Origin of the sequence: Acinetobacter sp. MF4640 (genome assembly GCF_002018895.1) — a bacterium.
Taxonomy (GTDB): domain Bacteria; phylum Pseudomonadota; class Gammaproteobacteria; order Pseudomonadales; family Moraxellaceae; genus Acinetobacter; species Acinetobacter johnsonii.
Map to the genome: position 1 here is coordinate 1 of NZ_MVOM01000017.1, position 24,899 is coordinate 24,899.

Sequence of the window (24,899 nt, forward strand, 5' to 3'; positions counted from 1 at the left end):
CTGATTTCTTTTTGAGTGATTCTGCTTTTTCTAAAACCTCTACCATTTCAGTAAAAACATGTCGAGGTACGCCAACCAAGCGTTTGAATTCAGAATCTGAAAAACGATTTAATTTCTGATATCTCATGAAATTTATATTGAGGTGGTTTTTACTTTCGCAAGAGGTCTAGTATTTAAAAGTAACTTTTGATGATATTTTGTAAACCCCCATAAATCAAACTTACGTAAAATTTGATTATTTAAATCTGAAACCCCCAATACAATTTTATTCTGGTCATTAATTTTCCCATGTAAAAAATAAGATTGGACATCTGATCTATAAACTTTTAGAAATGTTGAAGTATAATTAAAAGAGTAAACTCTATTTATAGTTTCTAATACAGGTACATACAATTTATTATTGATGGTATTTAATCCATCTAATATTTTTAAATAGTCACAAAATATAGAACTAAAATTGAGTAAAGCCTTATATAAAAATTTAGTTACATTTTTATATAAAAAATCATCGTAACCTTTATATTTGGCCAAAAAACTTTCAGACAGACTCGAAAAACTATGATTCCAATCACCATCAAAACCAACAACTTGTGAACTAAAATCAATCCCCAAATTTTTATATTCCACATCCAGTATCTTTAATAACCCTAAAACTCTAATACTTTTTTGACTTAAAAAATAATCCTTCGCTTTTCCTCCTTCCAAAAAGGAAATTATTTTTTCTAATGAATTATTTTTGTTTGAATATATTTCTATTTCATCCATAAAATCACAAACAATTTCTAGCGCTTCCTCAATTTTAGTTTCAAAATCAATCCATGTCATTACTTCTTTCACATGATCTGAAAAATACTGATACCAAACATTATCTTTCAACTGTTCTTGTAAATCTTTGATTTGATCAACTGATATTTTTATTTCATCCGTTTTATACATTGCTTTTGTATAGCCAAAAAAGTAGCTTTCTTTTTCATATAAAGCACCAAATAGATCATCAAAGTTCATTTCACCTTTTGACACATCCCAATTTTCTATTGCTTCCATTGCGACCATAAAATGGTCGTACTTCGTCGGCAAATAATGCGACAAATCAAAACCGTTCCCAACAATCAAAATATTCATTTTTATAAAACCCCAAAAACAAAAAAGCGCATCAACTGATACGCTTTTTATGAGGCAGACTCGCTTACATTTCAACCATAAATCAAAGATTTATTATGCACACTTCGCTGTTTGGAAGTTTTTGGTATTTTTACCGCGCGCACACTGGTAAGAGGTTTTCGTCGCAGTTTTTTCCCAGTCGCCATCGACCAACTTAAAGTTATACACGGTACGCACCGACTTCACCGAATCATCTAACAACCCTGTTTCAGTCACTTTGACTTCTGCCGCAGTCGGGGACTCCACTGTATTAAAGTACTGGCGGATTTCAACCGTAGCCAACTCATTACGCAAATCTGGACGCTCTTTGAGTACCTGAGCCAACGGCGTATCTGACGAACCGACTTTATTTACTAACTCTTTGGTCGTCGCACAACCAGACAATAATCCCACACATACGGCTGAAGCTAAAATAAGACGCAACATAAATCCCACCCAAAATTCATTATTTATCACTCCATCATGCCTTTTTTAGGCCTATTACACTATTTAGTAAATGTAATTCAGTTCCTTCAGCCATAAAAAAGCGCATCACGATGGATGCGCTTTTAAAATTCAATTCGAACTTAAAGGTCGAATAATTTACCCGGGTTCATAATTCCGTTTGGATCGAAAACTTGCTTCAATGCCTTCATATATTCAATTTCTTCCGCCGAACGGGTGTAGTCAAGGTATGGCTTTTTGGTCATGCCCACACCGTGCTCCGCAGAAATTGAACCATCGTATTTTTTCACGGTTTCGAAGACATATTTATTCACCACCTGACATTTGGCAAAGAATTCGTCTTTGCTTAAGTCAGCCGGTTTTAAAATATTTAGGTGTAAGTTCCCGTCACCAATATGGCCGAACCAGCAGATTTCAAAGTCTGGGTAGTTACTTGCCACAATCGCATCAATTTCTTTAATAAATGCAGGTACATGAGTAATTAAGACTGAAATATCATTTTTGTATGGTGTAAATGGCGCAATCGACTCAGAAATGTCTTCACGTAAACGCCATAAACTTTCCACTTGATCGAGGCTTTGGCTCAACACGCCATCCAGTACCCAACCTTGTTCCATGCAGTGCTCAAAAATTTCCATCGCCTTGTCCATAATTGGCTCAAATGGCGCTTCAAATTCTAACAATACATAGAATGGACATTCGGTTTCAAATGGACGTTGTACATGACCATGTGCCAACACTTTTTGCATTGCCAGTTCACCAAAGAACTCAAATGCAGTCAGGTCAATTTTTGCTTGGAAAGCATGCAGTACAGGCATCACAGCATCAAAGTCAGGCACGCCCAACACCATTACTTGAAGGTCTTGCGGTTGGCGTTCCAGCTTGATTTCAGCTTCAGTCACTAAGCCCAGTGTCCCTTCACCACCAATGAATAAATGTTGCAGTGCATAACCAGTCGCGTTTTTGATCATGCCTTTGTTCAAACGCAGCACATCACCTTTACCCGTAACTACAGTTAAACCGAGTACCCAGTTACGCGTCATGCCATATTTAATGACTTTAATGCCGCCTGCATTGGTGCCAATGTTTCCACCAATTTGACTCGAACCCGCAGAAGCAAAATCGACTGGGTAATACATGCCTTGCTCTTCAGCATAGTTTTGCAGCTGTTCAGTCACCACGCCTGCTTGGACGCGAACCATACGATCTGCTGGGAAGAATTCCAAGATTTGGTTCATCTTGTCCATGCTCACCACAATTTCACCATTGGCAGCGACTGCACCGGCAGATAAGCCAGTACGACCACCTGATGGTGTAATCGCAACATTAAACTCATTTGCAAGTTTCACAACCGCTTGCACTTGTTCCGTGCTCGATGGAAAAACGATGACTGACGGGTTTGGATCAAAATGTTTGGTATGATCGCGTCCCCAATTTTCAAGGCTATCCGCATCGGTTTTAATGCGGTTTTCACCTACAATTGCTGTCAATTGGGTCAATAACTCTGGGGTTAAAGCGACTGGAGCATTCATCGTTTTCAGACCTTGCAAGAAGTAAACAAGTTGTTTGTGGCGCTAGGGTTCTCTGCATGAAAAGCGCTTCATTTCAGTCTTTCCATGCCCTAAGGCTCAGGCAGTTCGTGAGGATTTAAGCAGCAGTGTGCAACTGGCTTATTTTCACGGAGTCATATTATAAGGCATTTTTTCTGTTTCCCGCAGAAAAAGCTGTTTTATTCAGGATGCCTTTGAAATGATTAGTTTAATTAGACCAAAAAGACTTTTTTACGCACCATAGAGGCTAAAAATACCCAGCAGAGTCCGCATAAAGGAAATGTATATCGGGCGCGGTACGTGCTATTATATCGCCACTAAATTTGGCCTTTGTAGCGGAGCCGTAATGAGCCAACATCTTTCACTTCCTAAAGATAAAATTCGTTTCTTGTTGTTAGAAGGCGTTCACCAAAACGCAATCGACACACTAAATGCTGCCGGATACACCAACATCGATTATCGTAAAACTGCGCTTGAAGGTGAAGCGTTGAAAGAAGCGATTAAAGATGCACATTTCATTGGTATTCGTTCCCGTACACAACTCACTGAAGAAGTGTTTGAAGCAGCGAATAAATTAATCGCTGTTGGTTGTTTCTGTATTGGTACCAACCAAGTGAACTTAAATGCTGCGATGGTTCGTGGTATTCCAGTATTTAACGCGCCATACTCAAATACACGTTCAGTGGCTGAACTTGTACTTGCTGAAGCTATTCTTCTTCTTCGCCGTGTACCTGAAAAATCGACAGATACACATGCAGGCGGTTGGAACAAGTCAGCGGTTGGTTCGTTCGAAACTCGTGGCAAAACTTTAGGGATTGTCGGTTACGGTTCAATCGGTTCACAACTTTCTGTGCTTGCTGAAAGCTTAGGTATGAAAGTGATCTACTTCGACACAGTAACGAAACTACCATTAGGTAATGCACGTCAAGTCGGTAGCTTAAACGAACTTTTAGCCAATGCTGATGTTGTTTCTTTGCATGTGCCTGATGTTCCGTCTACACGTAACTTCATGACCAAAGAAAAATTTGCACAAATGAAAGAAGGTGCAATCTTCATCAATGCTGCACGTGGTACATGTGTGGTGATTGAAGACTTAGCAGATGCCTTGAAATCAGGTCATGTTGCTGGTGCTGCGGTTGACGTGTTCCCGAAAGAACCAAAAGCCAATGGTGAAGAGTTCATTTCTCCACTACGTAATATTCCAAACGTGATCTTAACTCCTCACGTGGGTGGTTCGACCATGGAAGCGCAGGCGAACATTGGTTTAGAAGTGGCTGAGAAATTCGTTTCTTATTCAGATAAAGGTATGACTTTATCTGCGGTGAACTTCCCAGAAATTGCGTTACCGTTGACCGAAGGCAAACACCGTTTACTTCACATCCACAAAAACGTGCCAGGCGTGTTGTCAAAAATCAACAACCTGTTTGCTGAACACGGCATCAACATCTCAGGTCAGTCTCTCATGACTAAAGGTGATGTGGGTTACTTGGTGATGGATGTAGACGCAACAGCATCTCAAGAAGCTTTAGATACTCTACAAGACGTTGAAGGCACAATCCGCGTTCGCGTATTGTTCTAATTCGACTCTATTTAAAAACCACAGCTGCTAAGCTGTGGTTTTTTTATTTTTGAATACTTGTTAAAATTTTATGTGCGACCTAAGCACATTCTCCGCTACTTTTCGCAAGTATTCACTTCCCTATCTAGTATTCTAATAATGCCAAATCTAAAAAGTACTCCCCACCTTCAGGCAACCTTTTTATTGCTGATTGCAATGCTTAGCTTGCAAAGTAGTGGTTCACTGGCCAAAGTTTTGTTTGATCAATTTCCCATTTTAACCGTTTCCGCCATGCGCTTGCTGTTGGGATCAATCATTTTGGCCGTGCTGTTTAAAATTTGGCAGGTTGATTTTAAGCAAGTTAAATATAAAGCCATTCTCAGCTATGGTTTTGCTTTGGCAGGCATGAACCTATTGTTTTATTTATCCATTGCTCGCCTGCCACTCGGCATTGCAGTGTCGTTTGAGTTTATTGGCCCACTCAGTGTTGCTCTGTTTTATGCCAAACAACGCTTTGACTTTGTTTGGGTCGGGCTGGCGATTCTAGGCTTAGTTTTACTGTTTCCTTTCGACCAAGCAGCTCAACCTTTAGATCCTCTTGGGATTGCATTTGCACTAGGTGCAGGTGCATGTTGGGCCTTGTATATCGTGGCGGGGCAGCGCCCATCGGGTGTTTCGGGCAATCATACCGTGTGCTTAGGTATGTTTGTCGGCATGCTGATATTAATGCCGCTCGCCGTATTCAGTGGTTTACCCACAAATGTGTTTGAACCCTCAAACCTGATCTATTTCGTAGCTTTGGCAGTTTTGGCCAGCGCTTTGCCTTTTAGCTTGGAAATGATTGCGCTACGCAATTTAACCGCTTTAAGTTTTGGGACGCTCATGAGTCTTGAACCTGCTATCGCAGCACTATCCGGTTTTGTCTTTCTAGGCGAGCAACTATTGTGGTCACAGTGGCTTGCGCTCAGCGTGATTATCATGGCGTCTATTGGTTGTACTTATACAGCCCAGAAAAACCGAAAAGCTGCAGTTTAAACGATGTAATCCAGCGTTTGAATTTAGCTTTCAAATCCAGAGGCTATATCAATTACTTTTAAATTCATGTCATTGCATTAAAAAAATTCAGCTTATTCAGCAGCCAACTTGGGTGCTGAATCGTTATACTAATCCACCGTCTTAAAATAACAGGTCGCCATGACCTGATGTGTGCATGATGCCTAATTCTCAACTGATGGCAGTGATGTTCATGGTCTTGTCCATGCTGTCCTATCAAATCAGTGCTTCTTTTGCCAAGCAGTTGATTGCCATCCTTGACCCGCTAACCGTGGTGACCCTTAGACTGTGCTTTGCGGCAATTTTAATTGTGCTGATGTTCCGCTCATGGAGCATCATCAAACGCCTACCGCGTTTAAAGTGGAAAGATTTACTCAGTTATACAGCAGCTTTATGCCTCATGAATATTTTATTCTACGCTTCGCTGGGTAAACTGCCGCAAGGTATTGCCGTAGGTTTAGAGTTTTTAGGCCCTTTAACTTTAGCGCTACTCTCGATCAAACAACGTCGTGATTATATTTGGGTCGGATTAGCGATTTTAGGCATTGCACTGATGGTGCCGTGGCATCAAGCCAATGCAACCAACTTCTCCTTCTTAGGAGCCGCATTTGCGGTTTCAGCGGGTGCTTGCTGGGCGCTGTATATATATTTTGGGCAAAAAGTCGTCCGTCAAAATATCGGCATGCATGCCCTTAGTATTGCTATTGTGATCTCAGCCTTGGTGCTTCTGCCCATTAGCGCCACGCATACCCCTACAGCGCTAATGCAAACGGAATACTGGCCCAAAGCCTTATTGATTGCACTACTCGCCACAACCATTCCCTATGCTCTAGACCTCATGGCTTTGAAACGTTTAAGTAAACTCAGCTATGGGACGCTTTCAAGTTTGTCACCGGCTTTAGCAGCCTTGGCAGGTTGGTTACTACTGAAAGAACAAATTAGCATGTGGCAAACGTTGGCGCTAGTTTGCATTATGATTGCCTCCGTTGGTGTTACCTTTAGAGCCAAACCGCAAAGTGATGACGCGCTTTAAATCACAAAAGATGGCACTCGCCATCTTTTGTTTAAAATGGACTTAAACCAAACTGTCTTTTTCAATTTTTTTGTATTTTTTATATTCCTGCTGATACTGCTTGGCGAGCGCAGTCTTTTGAGCATCGAGTAAAATTTTTCCTGCTTGCTGAAAGAAACCATGTTCCTCTTCCTGCAAATGATGATGTACGGTTTCCGATAATTTTTTTGCAATTGCCAACCAACCCGGATTGGAGAATTCCATCTCCGTCAACTGTTCCAATAACTCATCCATTTTATGGTGTTCTGCCAAAGCATGGCGGGTAATGTTGAGGCCCGAATCAGTCATCATTAACGGGATATAAAAATAACGGTCTTCTGCCACAGCATGGGCAAATAATTCATTTTTAAGCCGTTCAAATAGCTCACGGCGCTCAGGCGTATCCCCTGAAGTTTGGAGTAATCGTTCAGCCAAATTTCGTTGTATAACGTGACTTTCTCTTAAGGCTTCAAATATATTCATTCTATGCTCCAGTTCCGTTCAACTTAAAACATCATTTTTTATTGAAAAGCTTCTTGGCACAGCATTGAGTGCGCTGTATTGATCTTAAATGCAATAAACGAGAAATGAGGTCACAGACTGCGCGTTTTTTGTAATGAAGTTTTAAAGGTGTAGCCGATTACATCAAAAACATTTGATAGCTCAATCTTACAATCAGAATCGTCACCAAAATAAGAAATAAAATGCGGATAAAACCACTGCCGTATTTCAGCGCCATTTTTACCCCACAAATAGACCCGATCATATTTGCGACGGCCATCGTGCCTCCCACTGCAAAAAGCACATGCCCCGAGGGAATGAAAAAGCTTAGCGCTGCAAGATTGGTCATCACATTGCCAATTTTAGCCAATGCCGCCGCATGCAAAAAATCAACGCGTAAATAGCGAATAAAATAGAAAATAAAGAAACTGCCCGTACCTGGGCCAAACAAACCATCGTAAAAGCCAATGGCTAAACTTCCGATTCCCGCCAACAGCAAAATTTTAGGCGTCACACTTTGCGCCATATGTACTTGCCCAAATTGCTTCTTCATGAGGGTATAGACTGCCATCACAATCAACATGACCAAGACAAAGGGTTGGAGGACTTCTTTTGGAATCATGGTAACACTGGCCGCGCCCCCAAATGAACTGATGGCGGCACATACTGCGACCACAGCCAAAAGTTTCCATTCAAAGCGAACTTTGCGGGCAAAGGAAATGGCTGAAGTGGCTGTACCCACCACTGCCGCTAATTTGTTGGTGCCAAATAAAGTGGCAGGTGCCATCGATGGAAATGCATTCATCAAAGCGGGAATTTGGATCAGCCCACCACCACCGACGGCAGCGTCAATTGCGCCTGCACAAAAGGCAAAAAAGATCAGACTGATAATAATGTCAATGTCCACGCCTTATCCTTTTTTTACCGGGTGATATATTTCGATTATAGATTTAAAACCCGCTTAGGAACCAATCTTTTCTTATCGGTAATTTCAGCCAAGCCTAAGCATTTTTCCCCATCGAAAACCAAGACCTGTACTTCCGCTGTATGCTCAATATTACTTTCCATACCGCGACTAAAGTATTCACTGCGCCCTTCTGGAACTTGTACTTTAGGAAAATGATCTACAGGTGCATACACAGGTAACAACAGTGCTTCGCGCTCTTGTTCCGACAAACTTTCCAAATACTCAATGGTATAACTTGGAATCAGATCAAAATGACCCGTTTTAATGCGGTGTAAATAAGTCAAATGGCCATAAGTACCCAATGCCTTCGCAATATCTTCACCTAAAACACGAATATATGTGCCTTTCGAGCAGGTAATATCAAGGGTGATACTGTCTGCTGTGAATGAAAGTAGCTCAATCGCATAGATGGTAATTGGGCGTGCTTCACGCTCAATCTCAATCCCTTTACGGGCTAACTCATATAAAGGACGACCATCTTTCTTCAAAGCGGAATACATTGGTGGCACTTGCTGAATATCACCCATAAACTGAACCAAAACGGCTTCAATCAACTCTTTGGTTAACTCAGGTACAGCCTGCTCTAACAACCGTTCGCCTTCCACATCACCTGTGGTGGTACTGTGCCCTAGCTGAATGATGGTTTGATAGCGCTTCACCGAGTCCAACAAAAAGTGCGAAAACTTGGTCGCTTCGCCCAAACAAATCGGCAGCAGTCCCGATGCCAATGGATCAAGCGCTCCTGTATGCCCCGCCTTTTGCGCACGGTATAACCAGCGCACTTTTTGCAATGCCGCATTTGAACTGATTCCCAATGGCTTATTCAATAAAAATACACCATTCACTGCACGGCGCTGGATTTTTGAAGCAGATGATTTCATAACATAGACACGTCTTAAAGCTGCCGCAATACTATCAACCGCTTGTCTAGTTTTACAACTTTTCTGTTGTTTATTTGCCCTATTGTTTCAGAATAAATCGAGTTCAGTCATATGAACCAAATAAAAATACAATAGGGATGTTAGGCATAGGATATGCAAAAAAAGAAATTATGGCTCATTTTCGCCGTGATCATCGTTGTCATTCTTGGTTTTCTCATTTGGCTCGCACCCAATGCAACTGTCGGCTCAAACCAAGGGCCGGTTCGCTCTAGCTCTCCAAATACTACAGGCTTACTACCCGCAGCGTCAGACTTGCCACATGCATCAGGGTTGCCTTTTGTCAGTAACAGCCAACAGGACACCGAAGTCAACTGCCAACTGGTGCTCGACCAAGGTAATCGCTTAGTTGTTAATGAACAAACACGTAACTGTTTTGAATATTTTATCACCCAATATGGTGAAAAAAATATTGACCAGATCAAGCAAGATTTTAAAGCCTATATCCAGCAAGGTTATCAAGAACCTGCGCTTAAGCAAATTTTAGATCTGTGGACTCGTTATTTAGATTATCGTGTGCAATTGGGTAGCCTGAAGGAACCAAACCTAAATAAAGAAGACCCTGAGTACTATCGTAAAATTTTTACTTTGATGAAAAACCTACGTAGCCAGTTCTTTTCCGACTATGAAATCGAAGGTCTCTTTGGCGCTGAAAATACCTACCATGAATATACCTTAGACCGTATGAGCATCATGGCAGATCAATCCTTAACTGAAGTACAAAAAGCGCAGAAACTGAAAGAACTGTTTGCTCAACTGCCTGAAGATTGGAAAGAAAACCTAGAACAGCTCTCCAAACTCGAAGATCTGCGTAAACTGACCTCAGATATTAAAGCGCGCGGCGGCTCTGCCGAAGAAATTCGCCAAATGCGCCAGAATCTTGTCGGTGCCGAAGCGACCGTACGCCTAGAAAAACTCGACCAAGATCGAAACAATTGGAAATCTCGGGTCAATACTTACTTAGAACAACGCGACAGCATTCTCAACAGCAACATGAGTCAAGACGCGCAGCAGCAAGCCATTCAAAAACTACGTGATCAACAGTTTAATAATTCACAAGAACAACTTCGACTAGGAGCCTTTGAAACCACGCATGACACGGGAGGAAAACTTCCGTTCGCAGATTAAAGCTATACCGTGTTTGACTTTTTCAGGATGAAAAAAATGTTTATAACGAAAAGAATGATACAAACAATGTCACTCGTAGGTCTGGTGACCAGCCTTGGACTCAGCGCAACCACAGCCACAGCTGGATTGCAGACGGTGACTGCAAGCGTAAAAAGTAATTATGCTCAAACCAAATATCCGTTGCTATTTACCCATGGCATGTTTGGATTCAGTCGAGTGGGCGTTGCCGAACTTGGACTAGATTACTGGTATCAAATTTTACCCGACTTGGCTCGAAATGGCGCGACCACCTTTGCAGCACAAATTTCCCCGCTTGAATCAACTGAAGTACGAGGTGAACAGTTACTACAACAAGTTGAAGAGGTCATCGCCCTAACAAATAAACCTAAAGTCAATTTGATTGGGCATAGCCATGGTGGACCAACCATCCGCTATGTAGAAGCAGTTAAACCGCAATATGTGGCCTCACTGACAGGTGTGGGGGCAACGTTTAGAGGTTCAAAAGTGGCTGATCAGCTTCTTGCCAATCAAGGCGGAACACAACTACTCAGCCTAGCAGCAGATTATATTATTGGCCCTATGCTTGCTTATGGGCAAAACAACCCTGCATTAAAAAGCAATTTAACGGCATCGCTCACCTCGATTAGCGAGCAAGGTTCCCGTGTTTTTAATCAGAAATACCCAACACCAGCACTGGCTTCCGACTGTAACAAGAGCGGTGCAACATCCAGCAATGGCGTGTATTACTATTCGTGGACAGGCACGTCTCAAGTCACGAACATTCTCGATGTCGCAGATAGTACGATCTCACTGTTAGGGCCATTGGCCTACGGCCATTTCGACAATGGTGGTTTAGTGGCGCGCTGTAGTACACACTTCGGTAAAGTCATCCGTGACAACTATGACTGGAACCATTTAGATGAGGTCAACCAAGTTATGGGGCTACGTGGTCTATTTAGCGCAGACCCTGTTAATGTCTATCGCCAACATGCCAACCGCTTAAAAATGCAAGGACTCTAGTTCTGTCTTTCCCTTCGAATCTTTAACGTTTCGGAGGGATGCCTCCTAGAATTATCCAGTTACAAACTGTATTTAATTTAATCGGATTTCTCTACGCTCTTCCTTTCTCACCTTTATACTCATTTTTGACAACTTAAATTGTCGTCATAAAAAATAAAAAATGAGGATGATCAATGAAATATGGATTATTGATAGCTGGACTGCTGTCGACCTGCGCACTTGCTGCTACACAAACGAAAGCAGCCGCTTCACAAATTAAATCAAACTACGTTGCCTCTAATTATGCAAAGACCAAATACCCTTTGGTTTTTGCACATGGTATGGGTGGCTGGATTCGAGCAGGAACCGATGAACTTGGTGTGGATTACTGGTATCAAATCTTGCCAGATTTAGCCCGTAACGGTGCAAACGCATGGGCAACACGCGTTTCTCCATTCAACACATCTGAAGTTCGTGGTGAACAACTACTGCAACAAGTTGATGAAATCTTAGCGATTACAGGAGCACCCAAAGTCAATTTGCTTGGTCATAGTCACGGCGGACATAGTATTGCCTATGTCTCAAATGTTATGCCCAATAAAATCGCATCTGCAACAGCCATTTCTAGTCCTTTAAAAGGCTCTCCTGTGGCGGATTTGATTATTTCCGCGCAAGGTACGCCGCTAGAACAACCGCTGGTGGGCTTAATCAACTTTGGGTCCAAAGCTATTGTTTGGGCACAACAGCAAAATCCGAACTCACTTCCACATGATGCACTCGGTGCGGGTAAAAGTTTAAGTCAAGCTGGGTCTAAAGCTTTTGCACAAAAATATCCATTGGGTATGCCAAAAACAAGCTGTGGTGAAGGTTTAGCGAAAGAAAATGGAGTTTATTTTTACTCTTTCTCTGGCAACTCAACGTTGACGAACGTGCTTGATCCAGACTCATTATTAGGTGCAACAGGCTTACTCATGCAAGCGCCAAATGATAATGATGGCTTAGTCTCACGTTGTAGTGCCAAATATGGCAAGACCGTGCGCGATAACTATAATTGGAACCATTTAGATGTGATTAACCAGTTCTTTGGTCTACGTTCTATTTTTGCTCCAGACCCTGTGGATGTTTATCGTCAACACGCCAACCGTTTGAAGCTTCAAGGACTCTAAAATTTAGGCATAAAAAATGCGCCATTGGGCGCATTTTTTTACTCGTATAAAACTTAAAATTAAGCTTTAACTTTACGAGCTGGTAACTTTTCACGAATACGTGCAGCTTTACCAGACAATTCACGTAGGTAGTAAAGTTTAGCACGACGAACGTCACCACGACGTTTCACTTCGATTTTAGCAACGATTGGAGAGTGAGTTTGGAAAACACGCTCAACACCAACACCGCTAGAAATTTTACGTACTGTGAACGCAGAGTTCAAGCCACGGTTTTTCTTCGCGATTACAACACCTTCAAATGCCTGAAGACGCTCACGGTCACCCTCTTTTACTTTAACCTGAACGATAACTGTATCGCCTGGTGCAAAAGCTGGGATGTCTTGTTTAAGCTGTGCATTTTCAACAGCTTGTACTAAAGGATGCTTACCGCTCATGGGGTATCTCCAATATGTGCGGGTCAGAAGAGGTCTGATATCCGCTGGGTATAGAGGCTAAATCGCATAGACCCGATTATCTTTCTCTTTATGCTTGACCACTTCAATGCACAAAGAGCCTATTAAAAGAATACTCTGAATTAAGTATTCAAATCTGTTAGCCATTTCTTTTGCTGCTTCGTCAACTCCACATTTTCCACCAACTCAGGTCGGCGTTGTTGTGTTCGTTGATAACGCTGCAAAAACCGCCATTTCTCAATATTGGCATGATGTCCCGACTTTAAGACTTCAGGGACATCCAAACCTTCAAAATGGTCTGGCTTGGTATATTGTGGGCAGTCCAAAAGACCATCCACAAATGAGTCTTGCACATGAGACTGTTCATCAGACATCGCACCCGGAAGTCTCCGAATAATACTGTCTAATAAAACCATCGCAGGAAGCTCGCCACCCGATAAAACGTAATCCCCTATGGACCATTCCTGATCAACATATTTTTGGATCAAACGTTCATCAACCCCTTCATAACGACCACACAATACAATCAATCCATCATAGTCGACAAACTGTTGTACTGCAGGCTCATTTAAGGTTTTTCCTTGCGGTGACATATACACCACAGGAACATGAACTGCACCTGCTTGTATGGCAAGCGCTTTGGCATGTTGAATTGCTTTTGCCAGAGGCTCAGCCATCATCACCATACCTGGACCACCACCAAATGGACGTTCATCCACTCGTTTGTAGTTGCCCTCAGCATAATCACGAGGATTAATACAAGTCACTTGTACTAAATCACTTTTTGCTGCACGCCCGCTAATACCGTAGGCTGTAATCGCTTCAAACATTTCAGGAAAAAGCGTAATGACTGCAAAAAACATCGCAGACTCCCGTATTTCCAAAAATAATTAGTAATCTACGCCCCAATTCACGTAAATACGACCAGCTTCGAGATCAACGCGTTGCACCACATCTTTATGCCATGGAATCATACGCTCTTCAGCATCAACGCTGTCTGGTGTTGCGTGAACCACCATCACATCATTGGCACCTGTTTCAAACATTTCATGGATTTTTCCGAGATTTACTTCTTGTTCTTCATCATCCAAACCTAACACTGTTAAGCCTTTCAAATCTGACCAGTAAAACTCATCCATTCCTGCTTTAGGAAGTTGCGCTTTCGAAATCCAGACATTTGCGCCAACTAGGTTATCTGCTGCAGTACGATCAATGACGCCTTTTAGCGAAACAACTAAGCCTTTGCCATGCGGTTTCCAACGTTTTACATCTATTGTTTGCCAACCTGCTTTGGTTTCAATGTACCAAGGCAGATAGTCAAAGATGTTGCTCATCGGTTCTGTATTGGAATAGATCCAGAGCCACCCATTTAATCCATATGCTGAACGTAACTGTCCAATCTGAATACGATCTTCGGGAACATTCTGTGTTGGTGTCATGGGCTACCTACTACTTAATTAGCAAAAATTATGCAGTAGCTGCAGCTTTCTTAGCTTGAGCAGCTAAAGAAGCAACACGTTCAGATGGTTGAGCACCTTGAGCAACCCAGTGTGCAAAACGGTCAGCATCTAAACGAAGTTTTTCTGCTTTACCTTGAGCTGTTGGGTTGAAGAAACCAATACGTTCGATGAAACGACCGTCACGTGCATTACGGCTATCAGTTACAATAACTTGATAGAACGGACGTTTTTTAGCACCACCGCGTGCAAGACGAATAACTACCATGATACAACCTTATAGTTTTTACGGATTATCCCTGCCCCGACCACCGGAACATTTCAAACCCCTTTCATAGAGGGCAATATTTTACGTTATCTTTGCTGCGAAAGAAAGATTAAAATTTGTTTATCCACAGTTTTGAATTTGGTTTTCATTTGCCGTCCCAGTTGGATGTGCCACTTAGGGCACATGTCGAAGCACCTTTGGTCCAGCATTTTTGACCTTGGCTATTTAAAATTACATTTCCATTGGCTGATTGAATAGTGGCTGATTTAGGTTCAGCTACTAATACCCATGATTGTACACTGGGTGTAAGTGTGATGGTATATACAGCATTAGACGCCGGATAATCTTTACTTAAATTACTATTATCTAATGTTGCATTGGTATAATTATGATTAATGACATGATAACTCTGTAAACGCTGGGCTATATTCATCATTTCACTTTGTACATCTACACGATTAGTGCGAATTTTATACTGCGTATATGATGGATAGGCTATCGCTGCCAAAATGGCAATAATTGCCACTACAATCATCAATTCAATGAGCGTGAAGCCTAAATTCTTATTCATCACCATGACTCACTACTCCCACCACAACTACTATAAGTAGTGACTGTATTTTTCACTTTAGTCATACAGCGTATTCCTGTACTCGTCAGTAACAAATCATAGTTACGAGGCTGTTTAGGCTCTGTGCCATCTTTTGCACGCTCTACAGAGATTGCCCAATTTAAACCCAATACTGCAGTTGATGCATCAGATAAACTTTTCTTTTGTGCCAAATCAACTACTGTCAATTTATATTTAGCATCACCTTCAGCCAGACCTATTGGTAAATAAAGCTCACCCGTTGCTTTTTTATAGCTTGGATAAATATAGGTTGCATTAAAGCCCTTATAACTAAAGTTCTTATTTTTGAAACGTTCTAATTCACTGGCCATTTTCAGAGCTTCTTGTTTCGCCAGGGCTAAGTCCTTTTTCTGAATATATGCTTGATAACTAGGTACAGCAATCGCAGCAAAAACTGCGATTACCACCAAAACGATCATCAATTCAATTAAGGTAAAACCTGATCTTTTTTTCATAAGCTTTACCTACTGCGTCTCATACCAGCGCATTTGTTTTAATTTTGTTGAGTTATCAAACAACTGACATTGAGGCTTATTCTTATGCTCAACTTTAGTACAATCCAATGTTGTTGGGTCATCTCTGTTGACAACTAAACCTAATGTATTCTTTTGATTTGTATATCCTTGTCCAATTCCTGTACCTAAAATACCCGTACCTAATTTAACCTTATTCGGTTCAGTGGTCGTTGAGCCATAAAAACTGCACTTACCAAAAGGCAAACAAAATTGATAAAGATAAGAATCACCCTTAACACCACCGCCACAGTCGGCCTGAATACCTACACCATCTTTATGATATACATTCACATAAAGCATACCATCCAGTGCATATAAGTCGTTCATACCTTTGTATGCACCAGGTGTATTTGAATACAAATACTTCCAACCACCATTTAGAGCATTTTCATTCGAACGGGAAACGCCATTTGCTAAGGTTAAAACTTCTAATGATTTTTTAACAGTTACAGGGGTATATGTCGCATCATATAAATTCTTACTTGCCACATCATTATCGTAGACAACAAATACTCCATCTTTAGCACTTGCTGTAATTGTACTCTCACCAGCCGTTACCGTCCCGATTAAAGGCGAACTTCTATTGCCAGAACTATACGCTACTGCTGCAAAGGATTTTCCTGTAACTGGATCAACATGGATTGAAACACTCGGCATTTCATAAAAACGAGGGCTTAAACCACTAGATGCTTGTTCCGAAAATAATGTAACAACTCTCTTTACAAAATTATTTTTTAAATCACCTACAGTTGGGGTCCCTGTCAATTTAGGTGCATTATTGATATCAACTCGGAAAGCTTGCCCCGCAAGATCTCCAAAATACAAATGGTCAACCAAACCATCTGAGTTTCGATCAATTGTATTAATCTGACTTACTACGCTGTATTTTAAGTCCGCATTTTCAGTAAAACGAATATCGCTATCTACTGGTGTCGAATTATTGTCTACGCTACTCCACCATAGCAATTCACCATTATTGGCATCGAACATATAAACCCCTGCACCCTCCTTATTATTTTGTTGATATGTCGGACACTCATAGCCTTTGTTCGTTTTTGTTGTATCAGCAGTACATACTACAGTTCCTTTTGCATCATACCCACCACCAACAAACATAACTAACTTTTTGGCACCTCCCCAGTTGACATAAGCTAGCGTAGGTTTAGACCAACTTTGCCCCATACGTTTTAAAGGCTGACTAGCATCAATTGCGTCTGGATTAATATGAAACTTAAGTTTAGGATTCTGAATATCTGAAAGATCTAAAGCATAATAGCTTTTACCTCCCATTCGTAGTCCACCATAGACCCATTGATAGCCACTTAATTTTTCGCTATCGTCTTCATCAGTTAATGTGCGATCTGAGGCATTTACCGTCAACAAACCAGATGTTTTAGTTGTATATTTTGTATGTGCAACCCAAGGTGCATCAATGCCATAAAACAAGTTCGATGATCCCCCAGCTGTTTTATCCTCAGGTAGAAATGCGCTTGGTTGATTTTTCATTACTTCATCAGGAATGAAGCCAAATACTTCCTTTCCTGTAGCAACATCTACAACATGTAAAACACCTTGTGTACTTCCATAGAGTAAATAGTCTTTACGATCAGTAGTAGTTAACTCACCTGCCACAACTTTTATTTTGCCTTCTTGAGTTAACAAAATAGGGGTCGAGTGCATTACAGCACCTAATTGCTTAAACGTAGAATACGTTGATAAATTAGCTAAAGTGACACCTGTTTGTGCTATTGGAACATTATAACCTAGCGCATTTAACCAGTAGTTTTTATCACTAGCTAAATTAAACGAACCACCAAACAACGCAGCAAGGTCTAAAACTTGTAATGATGAACCAGAACTAGCGGTTGCTCCATTCATTACACGATTTGTATAAATTTTACGATTTGTAGTGACCGTATTATCACTCCCAATCAACGCACCTATATTTAATTGACCGAGTGTGCCGTCTGCCCAAAAACCTGCTGCAGCTTTATTTAATGAGCCATTTGCAGCAATAAGGCGTTGCAATCCATCCGCAGAATATAACTCACCATTTAATACTTGATATTTATTAAGATTCCCAATCCACAACTGGCTAGAGGATGATACAGTTGGGGTGAAAGATGCATAATATGCATTTTTCTGTATTTGAGTTGGATTCAAACTATCCACAGGAGTTGTTGGATTACCTGTTAATACAGGAACAATTTTAACTTCTGCCTTTTTAACGAAGTCAATAATACTTTGTTTAATATCAACAGCGTTTTCTGCATAATAGAATCCACCATCTCCAAATTCAGAACTACCCCATTTACATGCATTATAGGCATCTTTATTGATATCTTTCACAACTTCACAGTCATAACTGCCGTCTGCATTTTTTGGAATACCTGCGAAAGACGAGCCAAAACCAACCACAGCAGTTTTAATTTTCATGTTGGCAGGGTTTTTGGTTGGGTCGAGTATTTTTTTGGCATACTCACCAATATACTCCCAACCGCCTGTTTCATCAGCGAATAAGTTTGATTTTAAGGGAGGAGATACTAATTTATTTAAATCAGATGGCTTTGCAGTAAATTTATACCTATTATCATTATTTAAGGTCGTGTTCATAATGGTTTGCGCCATCGTGTCTTTGGTCGAGTTAGGAGCACCATCGGTTAAAAAGTAAATCCCGTTTCCGTCGCAACTACTGATTGAGCCACCTGCTTGATATTCATTCACATTACCTATAGTTTTTTTAGCTGCGGCAACAGAATAACGAAAACCACCTTTAAGATTATCGGTATAACCACCCGAAGTTTCTGTGAGTGCAAAAGGGTTGGTTCGATATGCAACAAGATTTGAAATTTGAGGCTTATTGGCAGGATCATCCCAAGACACACCAACAACTGGTTCAATATCCATCGGCTCATTTGCTACCTTCATCCAACCATCAATACGCCATCCTTCTGGAAGATTAGCATAAACATCCCAAGCAGAAGTGAGTTGTCGCCCCACTTTTATATTGAGTTCACTAGGGCTAACTTTAACCCAATTTGCCCCTTCTGGTCGGTAGACTTTAGTATTCGTACTCTTTGAGGTAGAATTTACCATGATATTCGTAGCAGCCCAATCACTCGGACATTGTTTAACCGAGGCTCCTAATGCTGTTGTTCGCTCACCTCCAAGTGCCACACACAACCAGTAGGTTTGCTCACCATTCTGATTACGCTTAATAATCGTGCCATCATATAACCAAGAAACGCTTGGTTCAGTCGTATTACCTCCTGTACCTGTGCCCATCATATAAGCCGCTGCTTCAGCATAAGCGTGAGCAGTGGGCGTACCGCTGGATGACTTAATAATATTGGGGTACTTTTTACTCGACATATTTAATTTATCGTTGGTACTACCATCCTCATTGGTGGTCGTATCCAATGATTTGATTGCGGCAATGGCTTGGGCAATCGCAATACGCTGGACTGTATCCAACTTATTATTAGCAACCACAATACGTCCAGAGTGGCCATCAACTAATATGTTTGTTGCCGTACCATTACCAATCCCAAGTTCGGTTTTAGCAGAAAATTGCCCTAAACCCATTATCGTCTCATTACTAAGTTCATTGCTCGCAAGCAACGGTAAAATCGCATCTTTTAAGCGAGACAAACGATCTAACTGCCCCCGACTTGGATCAGCAATTGTACCGTCAGCATTAATAGTACTGGTGCCGCAGCCGCGTACATAATAATCAATCGGCGTACTGCCTATGGTGACACTTTTTTTGATCGATGTTTTATCTTTTGTCGAACTGCCATTTCGTGTATCTTTTAAATTGTATGACCATTCTTTATAACTACGAGGAAAATTCCCGCCTGCTTCATTCACCATTTTCTGCTCACACAACGAACTGTCTACATCCCCAGAACTGCCATACGCATTGTTTTTCGGCAGTACCAGCGAGCTAATCCCCATACTGCCTGAAGTATCCAACATTAAAAGAATTGATGTTTTTCCTTTAGTAGAATCACTATAAATTTCAATATCGCTTGCAGAACTCATTGGTATAGCACTACAGATAGCTAATGTCATCGTCATAGATACGCTAGCTGAAAGAACTTTTTTATTAAATGATTTCATTAAACTATTCCTCATTCGTATTTATGACTTAAGCTTAGGTTGTGCACCGACAACATAGTCAGCATGTTGCGTATTAAATGGTATATTAAGATTAGAAAAGCAGGTCGACACCTGTGAAGCTCTCTGTCTAAAACAATTTTCTATTTGAGCATCAGTCGCACTCGCAAAACTTGGCAAAACCGAAATAACAGTTGCACTAATACTATTTGAAACAATGGGTAAATTCGATGAAGTCACACCTAAGCTGGTATTAAGTGCAGCGGAAGCAAAAGGCTCATCAGTATCGCTATTTTTTTGCAAGTAGACTTGTGAAAGTATGGCTGAACGACCAGTTGCAAATTGATTTTTTTTACAAAAGCCCATCACACCATTTTTTGTAATTCCACCTGCTTGATCAATTACACTTGCATTATTCATTGAGAAAAATTGAGCTTGTGAAGCTCTATAACAAAAAACTAACTCATCCGTTGCATTGGCACTATCATTAAAATAGCTATACATTCCATCTCCCGCCAACTGACGTGCAACCTGAGAAGGGTCTTCCAAGTTAAATAATGCAGAGTTACTATTTTCAAGCAATAAAGCCTGAATTTGACTATTGGTCGCAAGTTTTAAGCCCAAAATACCTGTGCGTATAGCCAATGTACCAATTAACGTAACAAGCACCAAAATCACAAGTACAATAATTAAGGCCGAACCTAGTTGTTTTTTCATCACACTCCCCCCAAAGTATTTCGAAGTCCAACAAACTGAGTAATGGCCTGTCTAAGATATTTGCCATTATTGACATTATCTTGTAATTCAACTTCTTGACCTGCAATCGTATATTTAGTAGTTGTATTAAATGAAGCATCTGCGCCAATAGATTGCGATGAAGTAACCAACAAACCCAACTCTATTCCAATCACATTCACATATTGTTTTTCATCTACAACAGATGTAGGCATTAACGCTAAATATTCATCAATTGTTGTATAGCGCAAATTTCCATTAGGATTTTTAACCAACAAGCGAACTTTAAATGCATCTACATTTTGGATAATCAGCTGACCATTTGTACCTAATCCCACAACACTATTAGAACTATCAACATAGAACCCAGCATCACAGTACAACCCGAAGCGATCCAAACTTCCTGCAATTTGCTGGTTATCGGGCAATTTATCTACATAGTAGCGATAGACATAAGTCCGGCCTGCAACCATCGCATTTCCTTCACAATCAAACTGGTCAGCCCCTCTTACATCGGGCATAAATTGCATAGTAATTTGATCACTTTTCCCCTTTGTTGCATCATCGCTTGCGCGTTGTGCAGTAAAACTATCATCAGTATTTGTATTAACACTAGAAGGAAAATTCACACCATCAAAAGCAATACCAGAACCGACAAGCTTATTATTCACTCGTTGTGCCGAAGGCGTATTTAGATTTGCATGCCGCAAGTCCTGAGTAAGCATAGATAAACCAAAGTTAGCATTTTGTTGAATGTCACCCATACTGGTTTGAAAACCCATAGCTCGTTGTGCATTCAAGAAAACAGCCAATCCAGCTGCCACAATAAGTAAACCTAAAACCAATGCAACCATTAGCTCTAATAAAGTTAGACCTTGCTGAGAAGATTTATTCATAGTTATAAACCTCCATAATTACACATTGAGCATTGGGTTCATAAGATGTCCCATTGGTGCATGCCGTACTTTCATCATCTGACGCATCAGAAGCAGAAGATGTTTCTGACGCATCGTTTGCTTGTGTTTTCCCCCAAGCGACATAGACACATTTACGCTTAAAGGTATTGTTTACGCCCTGACAATCCACCACATTGATTCGCATTCCCTGCTGTTCTGCTCTTTCTTCTATTTGTGCATATTCAAAGCGTGCCATATCTGCTGAGTTACAGTATTGCTCTCCATCACAAGCTGTAGGGGTACCTGATGAGGCCTTATAAGATAGAAGCCCTTCTCGATTCATACGCATACGCTCTGATAGGTCTCTCGCCAGATTCATAGCCTGAACGTTTTGCCCTGCCTCTTCACTTGCCGCAATAGCTCTCACTTGCAGCGCAACAAATCCGAGAACTGCCACTGCCAACAACAATAAAGCCACCATAACTTCAACCAAACCAACCCCTGTCTGAGTTTTTTTTATCATTTTCATTTTCTCACTAAGGACAATTTGTTGCGACTTTGTCATAAATAACAGACCCGTTTTTATTGAAATGAATCACTGCCTTTAAAGTCGCATCTTTTGCATGCTCTAAGATCACACACGCCTTGTTACCTGTTAAATAACCAAAAAAATTATAAGTCATAGCTGCCGAAGGCTTCGCAGATGTTGTCCAACTTGTATTTTCAGAAGGCTGCCAATTTTTAAATCCAGCACCGCTACTAGAAGTCAAAATAATTTGCTGATCCTGTTTTCGGAAAATAGCCTCTGAGCGGGTTTCAATAGCAAGCTGAACAACCTCTTGAGCATCATTGTTGAGTTGCATTCTTCTTATCTGCTGCATAAAAGAAGGAGCGGCCATCATCGCGATAATTGCCATAACAGCAATCGTCACCATCAGCTCAATTAAGGTGAACCCTTTATGTTTATTTTGCATACTCCCTCCCCAAGGCAACAAAACTTTACCCTATTTAAAATCATATTCTAATTCTTTACACAATCAGCACAATACAGGATAAAAGGCATAAAAAAACAGATGATTGCCAATTTACAATCATCTGTCAATTTTTCAATAAAATTAGAATGTTAACCAATCCACCTTTTAGACTTGAGTTACCGCAATACGTAACTCTTTTGGCAAACTAAAGGTAATATTTTCTTCCGTTCCAGCAAGCTCTTGTGGTGGTGTTGCACCCCAATCTTGTAATCGTTGAATCACTTGCTTAATTAAAATTTCAGGTGCAGATGCACCCGCTGTGACGCCAACTTTAGCAATATTTTCAAACCATGCCTGTTGAAGTTCATCTGCATTATCGACCAAATAAGCGGTTTTACCCATTCGCTCGGCCAATTCTCGTAAACGATTCGAATTCGATGAGTTTGGTGAACCGACCACCAACACCACATCACATTGGGTTGCTAAATCACGCACTGCATCTTGACGGTTTTGAGTTGCATAACAAATATCATCCTTACGCGGCCCTTGAATCTCAGGAAATTTCGCCCGTAAAGCATCAATCACTTTTGCAGTATCGTCGATCGATAAAGTTGTTTGAGTCACAAAAGCCACGCGCTCAGGATGATGCACTTGAAGCTCAGCCACGTCTTGTTCATCTTCAACCAAATAAATCGCACCACCATTTTTCAGGTCATATTGCCCCATGGTACCTTCAACTTCAGGGTGGCCTTCATGACCAATTAAGATGGCCTCAACCCCCTCACGGGCATATTTAGTAACTTCAATATGAACCTTGGTCACCAATGGACAGGTTGCATCAAAAACTTTTAAACCACGACGCTCGGCTTCGATCTGTACCGCTTTAGAAACCCCATGCGCACTAAAAATTACAATATTGTCATCGGGTACTTCATCCAACTCATCGACAAAAATTGCGCCACGTTGACGTAAATCGTCCACAACAAATTTATTGTGTACCACTTCATGTCGTACATAAATGGGGGGATTAAAGCACTCGAGCGCACGATTTACGATGGCAATCGCACGGTCAACACCTGCACAAAAACCACGTGGATTGGCCAATACAATTTCCATATGTTCCTCGATACCACTTTTCAATCAGCGGAAACTAATAAAATAAATGCAAACAAAGTGACGCCTTGCTATTTCGTTTAAACCTTGTCTGCTCTAAAATAGAGAAGATATTTTATCATATCAGGAAAAATATCATGTCGGGTCTCTTGTTTGTCGTTTCTGCAGCTTCAGGAACAGGCAAAACATCCCTCGTAAAAGCCCTCCTTGACCGTGTAACGAATCTTCACGTTTCTGTTTCTCATACTACACGTGGGCAACGTCCCGGCGAACTTGATGGTGTACATTACCATTTTACCGAAAAAGACTCGTTTTTGGCCTTGGTTGAACAAGGCGGTTTTATTGAATACGCCGAAGTCTTTGGTAATTACTACGGCACAGCGCAAGCCACAGTAAAAGAACAACTGGCGAAAGGTCATGATGTTCTACTAGAAATTGACTGGCAAGGCGCACAGCAAGTTCGTAAGCTTTTTCCTGACTCTAAACAAATTTTCATTTTACCACCAAGCCAGTTTGATCTGCGTCAACGTCTGTCTAACCGTGGCACAGACTCGGTTGAAGTGATTGAGCGTCGTTTAGGCTGTGCGGTTGAAGACATGCAACAATATGTTAACTTCGACTATATCATTATTAATGATGACTTTAATAAAGCTTTGCACGATCTTGAGTCTGTGATTATTGCCAATCGTCTTGTTCTTTCTCAGCAAGCCAATCGTCATCAAAAAATGATTTCTGAACTGATCACCCCTGTAGAGAAGTGATTAAAACTTGAGTCTACACACAAAGCGCCTTATACTGCACAGTCTGTTTTATTTTCCCATTCATAACGAGAACTCTTATGGCACGCGTAACCGTTGAAGATTGTTTAGACCATGTAGACAACCGCTTTGAGCTTGTACTAGTGGCAAGCAAACGCGCGCGTCAATTGGCACGTCAAGGCATTGAACCTACAGTTGAGTGGGACAATGACAAACCGACTGTTGTTGCATTACGTGAAATCGCAATCGGTCATGTTTCTAAAGATATTTTGAAACAACGTGAGCAAGACTACCAAACTTCGAGTCTTGATCTTGCACTGTCTGCAAACAATTTGAATTTAGATGGTTTTTCTTTCCAATAAGAAAAATTTATCGTTTAAAAGCCTAGTTTTTAACTAGGCTTTTTTATTGGATAACTTTTATATTTATCCAATACACGTTATAACTAGAAGATAAGATTCATCG

General features: G+C 41.0%; 26 protein-coding genes and 1 pseudogene. 8 read left to right on the plus strand and 19 right to left on the minus strand.

Annotation, left to right across the window (positions count from 1 at the left end; translation table 11 throughout):
• The 4 genes and pseudogenes from MF4640_RS07555 to MF4640_RS07570 form a co-directional block, all read right to left on the minus strand.
• Positions 1-127: pseudogene (locus MF4640_RS07555) on the minus strand (IS5/IS1182 family transposase); the annotation flags it as partial.
• A 5-nt stretch (positions 128-132) separates the two neighbouring features.
• Positions 133-1,122, minus strand: a complete 990-nt coding sequence (locus MF4640_RS07560) for an AbiH family protein (protein WP_078389156.1) — start codon at positions 1,120-1,122, stop codon at positions 133-135.
• A gap of 93 nt (positions 1,123-1,215) precedes the next feature.
• A complete protein-coding gene (locus tag MF4640_RS07565; RefSeq protein ID WP_078389157.1) occupies positions 1,216-1,587 on the minus strand; it encodes a hypothetical protein in 372 nt (123 codons plus the stop codon).
• Between the two features lie 140 nt (positions 1,588-1,727).
• Complete coding sequence (locus MF4640_RS07570) at positions 1,728-3,137, minus strand: FAD-binding oxidoreductase (RefSeq protein ID WP_004978025.1); 1,410 nt, start codon at positions 3,135-3,137, stop codon at positions 1,728-1,730.
• 364 nt (positions 3,138-3,501) lie between these two features.
• Here MF4640_RS07570 and serA point away from each other — a divergent pair, with 364 nt between their 5' ends.
• The 3 genes from serA (at position 3,502) to MF4640_RS07585 (ending at position 6,799) form a co-directional block, all read left to right on the plus strand.
• Positions 3,502-4,734 carry a phosphoglycerate dehydrogenase gene (gene serA, locus MF4640_RS07575; protein WP_004691438.1) on the plus strand — a complete coding sequence of 411 codons (1,233 nt, stop codon included), beginning with the start codon at positions 3,502-3,504 and terminating at the stop codon, positions 4,732-4,734.
• Positions 4,735-4,872: 138 nt separating this feature from the next.
• Positions 4,873-5,748, plus strand: a complete 876-nt coding sequence (locus MF4640_RS07580; RefSeq protein WP_078389158.1) for an EamA family transporter — start codon at positions 4,873-4,875, stop codon at positions 5,746-5,748.
• A 178-nt stretch (positions 5,749-5,926) separates the two neighbouring features.
• Positions 5,927-6,799: an EamA family transporter gene (locus MF4640_RS07585; RefSeq protein ID WP_078389159.1), complete on the plus strand. Its 873-nt coding sequence runs from the start codon at positions 5,927-5,929 to the stop codon at positions 6,797-6,799.
• 42 nt (positions 6,800-6,841) lie between these two features.
• Here the strand turns inward: MF4640_RS07585 and MF4640_RS07590 are convergent, their stop codons facing one another.
• The 3 genes from MF4640_RS07590 to truB all read right to left on the minus strand — a co-directional run bounded on the left by MF4640_RS07590 (position 6,842) and on the right by truB (position 9,166).
• The gene (locus tag MF4640_RS07590; RefSeq protein WP_078389160.1) at positions 6,842-7,300 is read right to left on the minus strand and encodes a hemerythrin domain-containing protein; all 459 of its coding nucleotides are present in this window, start codon (positions 7,298-7,300) and stop codon (positions 6,842-6,844) included.
• Positions 7,301-7,457: 157 nt separating this feature from the next.
• Entirely contained in the window at positions 7,458-8,225 is a 768-nt protein-coding gene (locus tag MF4640_RS07595) for a sulfite exporter TauE/SafE family protein (protein WP_078389161.1), read from the minus strand.
• 35 nt (positions 8,226-8,260) lie between these two features.
• Positions 8,261-9,166: a tRNA pseudouridine(55) synthase TruB gene (truB, locus tag MF4640_RS07600; RefSeq protein ID WP_078389162.1), complete on the minus strand. Its 906-nt coding sequence runs from the start codon at positions 9,164-9,166 to the stop codon at positions 8,261-8,263.
• A gap of 153 nt (positions 9,167-9,319) precedes the next feature.
• Between truB and MF4640_RS07605 the strand changes: the two genes are divergently transcribed.
• From MF4640_RS07605 to MF4640_RS07615, 3 genes are all read left to right on the plus strand, one after another.
• Positions 9,320-10,351 carry a lipase secretion chaperone gene (locus MF4640_RS07605; RefSeq protein ID WP_078389163.1) on the plus strand — a complete coding sequence of 344 codons (1,032 nt, stop codon included), beginning with the start codon at positions 9,320-9,322 and terminating at the stop codon, positions 10,349-10,351.
• A 66-nt stretch (positions 10,352-10,417) separates the two neighbouring features.
• Positions 10,418-11,371 carry an esterase/lipase family protein gene (locus MF4640_RS07610; RefSeq protein WP_227518632.1) on the plus strand — a complete coding sequence of 318 codons (954 nt, stop codon included), beginning with the start codon at positions 10,418-10,420 and terminating at the stop codon, positions 11,369-11,371.
• Positions 11,372-11,544: 173 nt separating this feature from the next.
• Complete coding sequence (locus MF4640_RS07615; RefSeq protein WP_078389164.1) at positions 11,545-12,516, plus strand: esterase/lipase family protein; 972 nt, start codon at positions 11,545-11,547, stop codon at positions 12,514-12,516.
• Between the two features lie 59 nt (positions 12,517-12,575).
• On the opposite strand, the gene rplS is transcribed toward MF4640_RS07615, so the two are convergent.
• The 12 genes from rplS to ispH form a co-directional block, all read right to left on the minus strand.
• On the minus strand, positions 12,576-12,950 hold the full coding sequence (gene rplS, locus MF4640_RS07620) for a 50S ribosomal protein L19 (protein ID WP_004691454.1): 375 nt from the start codon (positions 12,948-12,950) through the stop codon (positions 12,576-12,578).
• Positions 12,951-13,090: 140 nt separating this feature from the next.
• On the minus strand, positions 13,091-13,831 hold the full coding sequence (gene trmD, locus MF4640_RS07625; protein ID WP_078389165.1) for a tRNA (guanosine(37)-N1)-methyltransferase TrmD: 741 nt from the start codon (positions 13,829-13,831) through the stop codon (positions 13,091-13,093).
• Positions 13,832-13,858: 27 nt separating this feature from the next.
• On the minus strand, positions 13,859-14,407 hold the full coding sequence (gene rimM, locus MF4640_RS07630; protein WP_004978035.1) for a ribosome maturation factor RimM: 549 nt from the start codon (positions 14,405-14,407) through the stop codon (positions 13,859-13,861).
• 28 nt (positions 14,408-14,435) lie between these two features.
• Entirely contained in the window at positions 14,436-14,693 is a 258-nt protein-coding gene (gene rpsP / locus MF4640_RS07635; protein ID WP_004718284.1) for a 30S ribosomal protein S16, read from the minus strand.
• A gap of 145 nt (positions 14,694-14,838) precedes the next feature.
• Positions 14,839-15,264: a type IV pilin protein gene (locus MF4640_RS07640; RefSeq protein ID WP_078389166.1), complete on the minus strand. Its 426-nt coding sequence runs from the start codon at positions 15,262-15,264 to the stop codon at positions 14,839-14,841.
• On the minus strand, positions 15,264-15,779 hold the full coding sequence (locus MF4640_RS18965; RefSeq protein ID WP_101495478.1) for a type IV pilin protein: 516 nt from the start codon (positions 15,777-15,779) through the stop codon (positions 15,264-15,266). Before MF4640_RS18965 ends, MF4640_RS07640 begins: the two co-directional genes overlap by 1 nt.
• A 9-nt stretch (positions 15,780-15,788) precedes the next feature.
• The gene (locus MF4640_RS07645) at positions 15,789-19,961 is read right to left on the minus strand and encodes a PilC/PilY family type IV pilus protein (protein ID WP_101495479.1); all 4,173 of its coding nucleotides are present in this window, start codon (positions 19,959-19,961) and stop codon (positions 15,789-15,791) included.
• 21 nt (positions 19,962-19,982) lie between these two features.
• Positions 19,983-20,675: a pilus assembly protein PilX gene (locus MF4640_RS07650; protein WP_078389167.1), complete on the minus strand. Its 693-nt coding sequence runs from the start codon at positions 20,673-20,675 to the stop codon at positions 19,983-19,985.
• Positions 20,675-21,589 (minus strand): PilW family protein, encoded by a 915-nt coding sequence (locus MF4640_RS07655; RefSeq protein ID WP_078389168.1) that lies wholly within the window; start codon positions 21,587-21,589, stop codon positions 20,675-20,677. Before MF4640_RS07655 ends, MF4640_RS07650 begins: the two co-directional genes overlap by 1 nt.
• A complete protein-coding gene (gene pilV, locus MF4640_RS07660; RefSeq protein WP_078389195.1) occupies positions 21,582-22,109 on the minus strand; it encodes a type IV pilus modification protein PilV in 528 nt (175 codons plus the stop codon). The genes MF4640_RS07655 and pilV overlap by 8 nt, the downstream gene beginning before the upstream one ends.
• A 16-nt stretch (positions 22,110-22,125) precedes the next feature.
• Positions 22,126-22,563: a Tfp pilus assembly protein FimT/FimU gene (locus tag MF4640_RS07665; RefSeq protein ID WP_078389169.1), complete on the minus strand. Its 438-nt coding sequence runs from the start codon at positions 22,561-22,563 to the stop codon at positions 22,126-22,128.
• A gap of 165 nt (positions 22,564-22,728) precedes the next feature.
• The gene (ispH, locus tag MF4640_RS07670; protein WP_078389170.1) at positions 22,729-23,679 is read right to left on the minus strand and encodes a 4-hydroxy-3-methylbut-2-enyl diphosphate reductase; all 951 of its coding nucleotides are present in this window, start codon (positions 23,677-23,679) and stop codon (positions 22,729-22,731) included.
• 134 nt (positions 23,680-23,813) lie between these two features.
• Here ispH and gmk point away from each other — a divergent pair, with 134 nt between their 5' ends.
• Together gmk and rpoZ are read left to right on the plus strand one after the other, a co-directional pair.
• A complete protein-coding gene (gene gmk / locus MF4640_RS07675; RefSeq protein WP_078389171.1) occupies positions 23,814-24,437 on the plus strand; it encodes a guanylate kinase in 624 nt (207 codons plus the stop codon).
• Between the two features lie 77 nt (positions 24,438-24,514).
• On the plus strand, positions 24,515-24,796 hold the full coding sequence (gene rpoZ / locus MF4640_RS07680) for a DNA-directed RNA polymerase subunit omega (RefSeq protein ID WP_004978050.1): 282 nt from the start codon (positions 24,515-24,517) through the stop codon (positions 24,794-24,796).
• The last annotated feature ends 103 nt before the right edge of the window (positions 24,797-24,899 follow it).

Excerpts from the sequence above, each read along its gene's own strand:
- rplS (WP_004691454.1), bottom strand. The coding sequence starts at position 12,950 with ATGAGCGGTAAGCATCCTTTAGTACAAGCTGTTGAAAATGCACAGCTT.
- MF4640_RS07665 (WP_078389169.1), bottom strand. The coding sequence starts at position 22,563 with ATGCAAAATAAACATAAAGGGTTCACCTTAATTGAGCTGATGGTGACG.
- rpsP (WP_004718284.1), bottom strand. The coding sequence starts at position 14,693 with ATGGTAGTTATTCGTCTTGCACGCGGTGGTGCTAAAAAACGTCCGTTC.
- ispH (WP_078389170.1), bottom strand. The coding sequence starts at position 23,679 with ATGGAAATTGTATTGGCCAATCCACGTGGTTTTTGTGCAGGTGTTGAC.
- MF4640_RS07570 (WP_004978025.1), bottom strand. The coding sequence starts at position 3,137 with ATGAATGCTCCAGTCGCTTTAACCCCAGAGTTATTGACCCAATTGACA.
- MF4640_RS07615 (WP_078389164.1), top strand. The coding sequence starts at position 11,545 with ATGAAATATGGATTATTGATAGCTGGACTGCTGTCGACCTGCGCACTT.
- MF4640_RS07565 (WP_078389157.1), bottom strand. The coding sequence starts at position 1,587 with ATGTTGCGTCTTATTTTAGCTTCAGCCGTATGTGTGGGATTATTGTCT.
- MF4640_RS07640 (WP_078389166.1), bottom strand. The coding sequence starts at position 15,264 with ATGAATAAGAATTTAGGCTTCACGCTCATTGAATTGATGATTGTAGTG.
- serA (WP_004691438.1), top strand. The coding sequence starts at position 3,502 with ATGAGCCAACATCTTTCACTTCCTAAAGATAAAATTCGTTTCTTGTTG.
- rimM (WP_004978035.1), bottom strand. The coding sequence starts at position 14,407 with ATGACACCAACACAGAATGTTCCCGAAGATCGTATTCAGATTGGACAG.
- MF4640_RS18965 (WP_101495478.1), bottom strand. The coding sequence starts at position 15,779 with ATGAAAAAAAGATCAGGTTTTACCTTAATTGAATTGATGATCGTTTTG.
- MF4640_RS07580 (WP_078389158.1), top strand. The coding sequence starts at position 4,873 with ATGCCAAATCTAAAAAGTACTCCCCACCTTCAGGCAACCTTTTTATTG.
- MF4640_RS07610 (WP_227518632.1), top strand. The coding sequence starts at position 10,418 with ATGTCACTCGTAGGTCTGGTGACCAGCCTTGGACTCAGCGCAACCACA.
- MF4640_RS07650 (WP_078389167.1), bottom strand. The coding sequence starts at position 20,675 with ATGAAAAAACAACTAGGTTCGGCCTTAATTATTGTACTTGTGATTTTG.
- trmD (WP_078389165.1), bottom strand. The coding sequence starts at position 13,831 with ATGTTTTTTGCAGTCATTACGCTTTTTCCTGAAATGTTTGAAGCGATT.
- MF4640_RS07605 (WP_078389163.1), top strand. The coding sequence starts at position 9,320 with ATGCAAAAAAAGAAATTATGGCTCATTTTCGCCGTGATCATCGTTGTC.
- MF4640_RS07560 (WP_078389156.1), bottom strand. The coding sequence starts at position 1,122 with ATGAATATTTTGATTGTTGGGAACGGTTTTGATTTGTCGCATTATTTG.
- MF4640_RS07585 (WP_078389159.1), top strand. The coding sequence starts at position 5,927 with ATGCCTAATTCTCAACTGATGGCAGTGATGTTCATGGTCTTGTCCATG.
- MF4640_RS07655 (WP_078389168.1), bottom strand. The coding sequence starts at position 21,589 with ATGAATAAATCTTCTCAGCAAGGTCTAACTTTATTAGAGCTAATGGTT.
- rpoZ (WP_004978050.1), top strand. The coding sequence starts at position 24,515 with ATGGCACGCGTAACCGTTGAAGATTGTTTAGACCATGTAGACAACCGC.
- truB (WP_078389162.1), bottom strand. The coding sequence starts at position 9,166 with ATGAAATCATCTGCTTCAAAAATCCAGCGCCGTGCAGTGAATGGTGTA.
- MF4640_RS07645 (WP_101495479.1), bottom strand. The coding sequence starts at position 19,961 with ATGAAATCATTTAATAAAAAAGTTCTTTCAGCTAGCGTATCTATGACG.
- gmk (WP_078389171.1), top strand. The coding sequence starts at position 23,814 with ATGTCGGGTCTCTTGTTTGTCGTTTCTGCAGCTTCAGGAACAGGCAAA.
- MF4640_RS07590 (WP_078389160.1), bottom strand. The coding sequence starts at position 7,300 with ATGAATATATTTGAAGCCTTAAGAGAAAGTCACGTTATACAACGAAAT.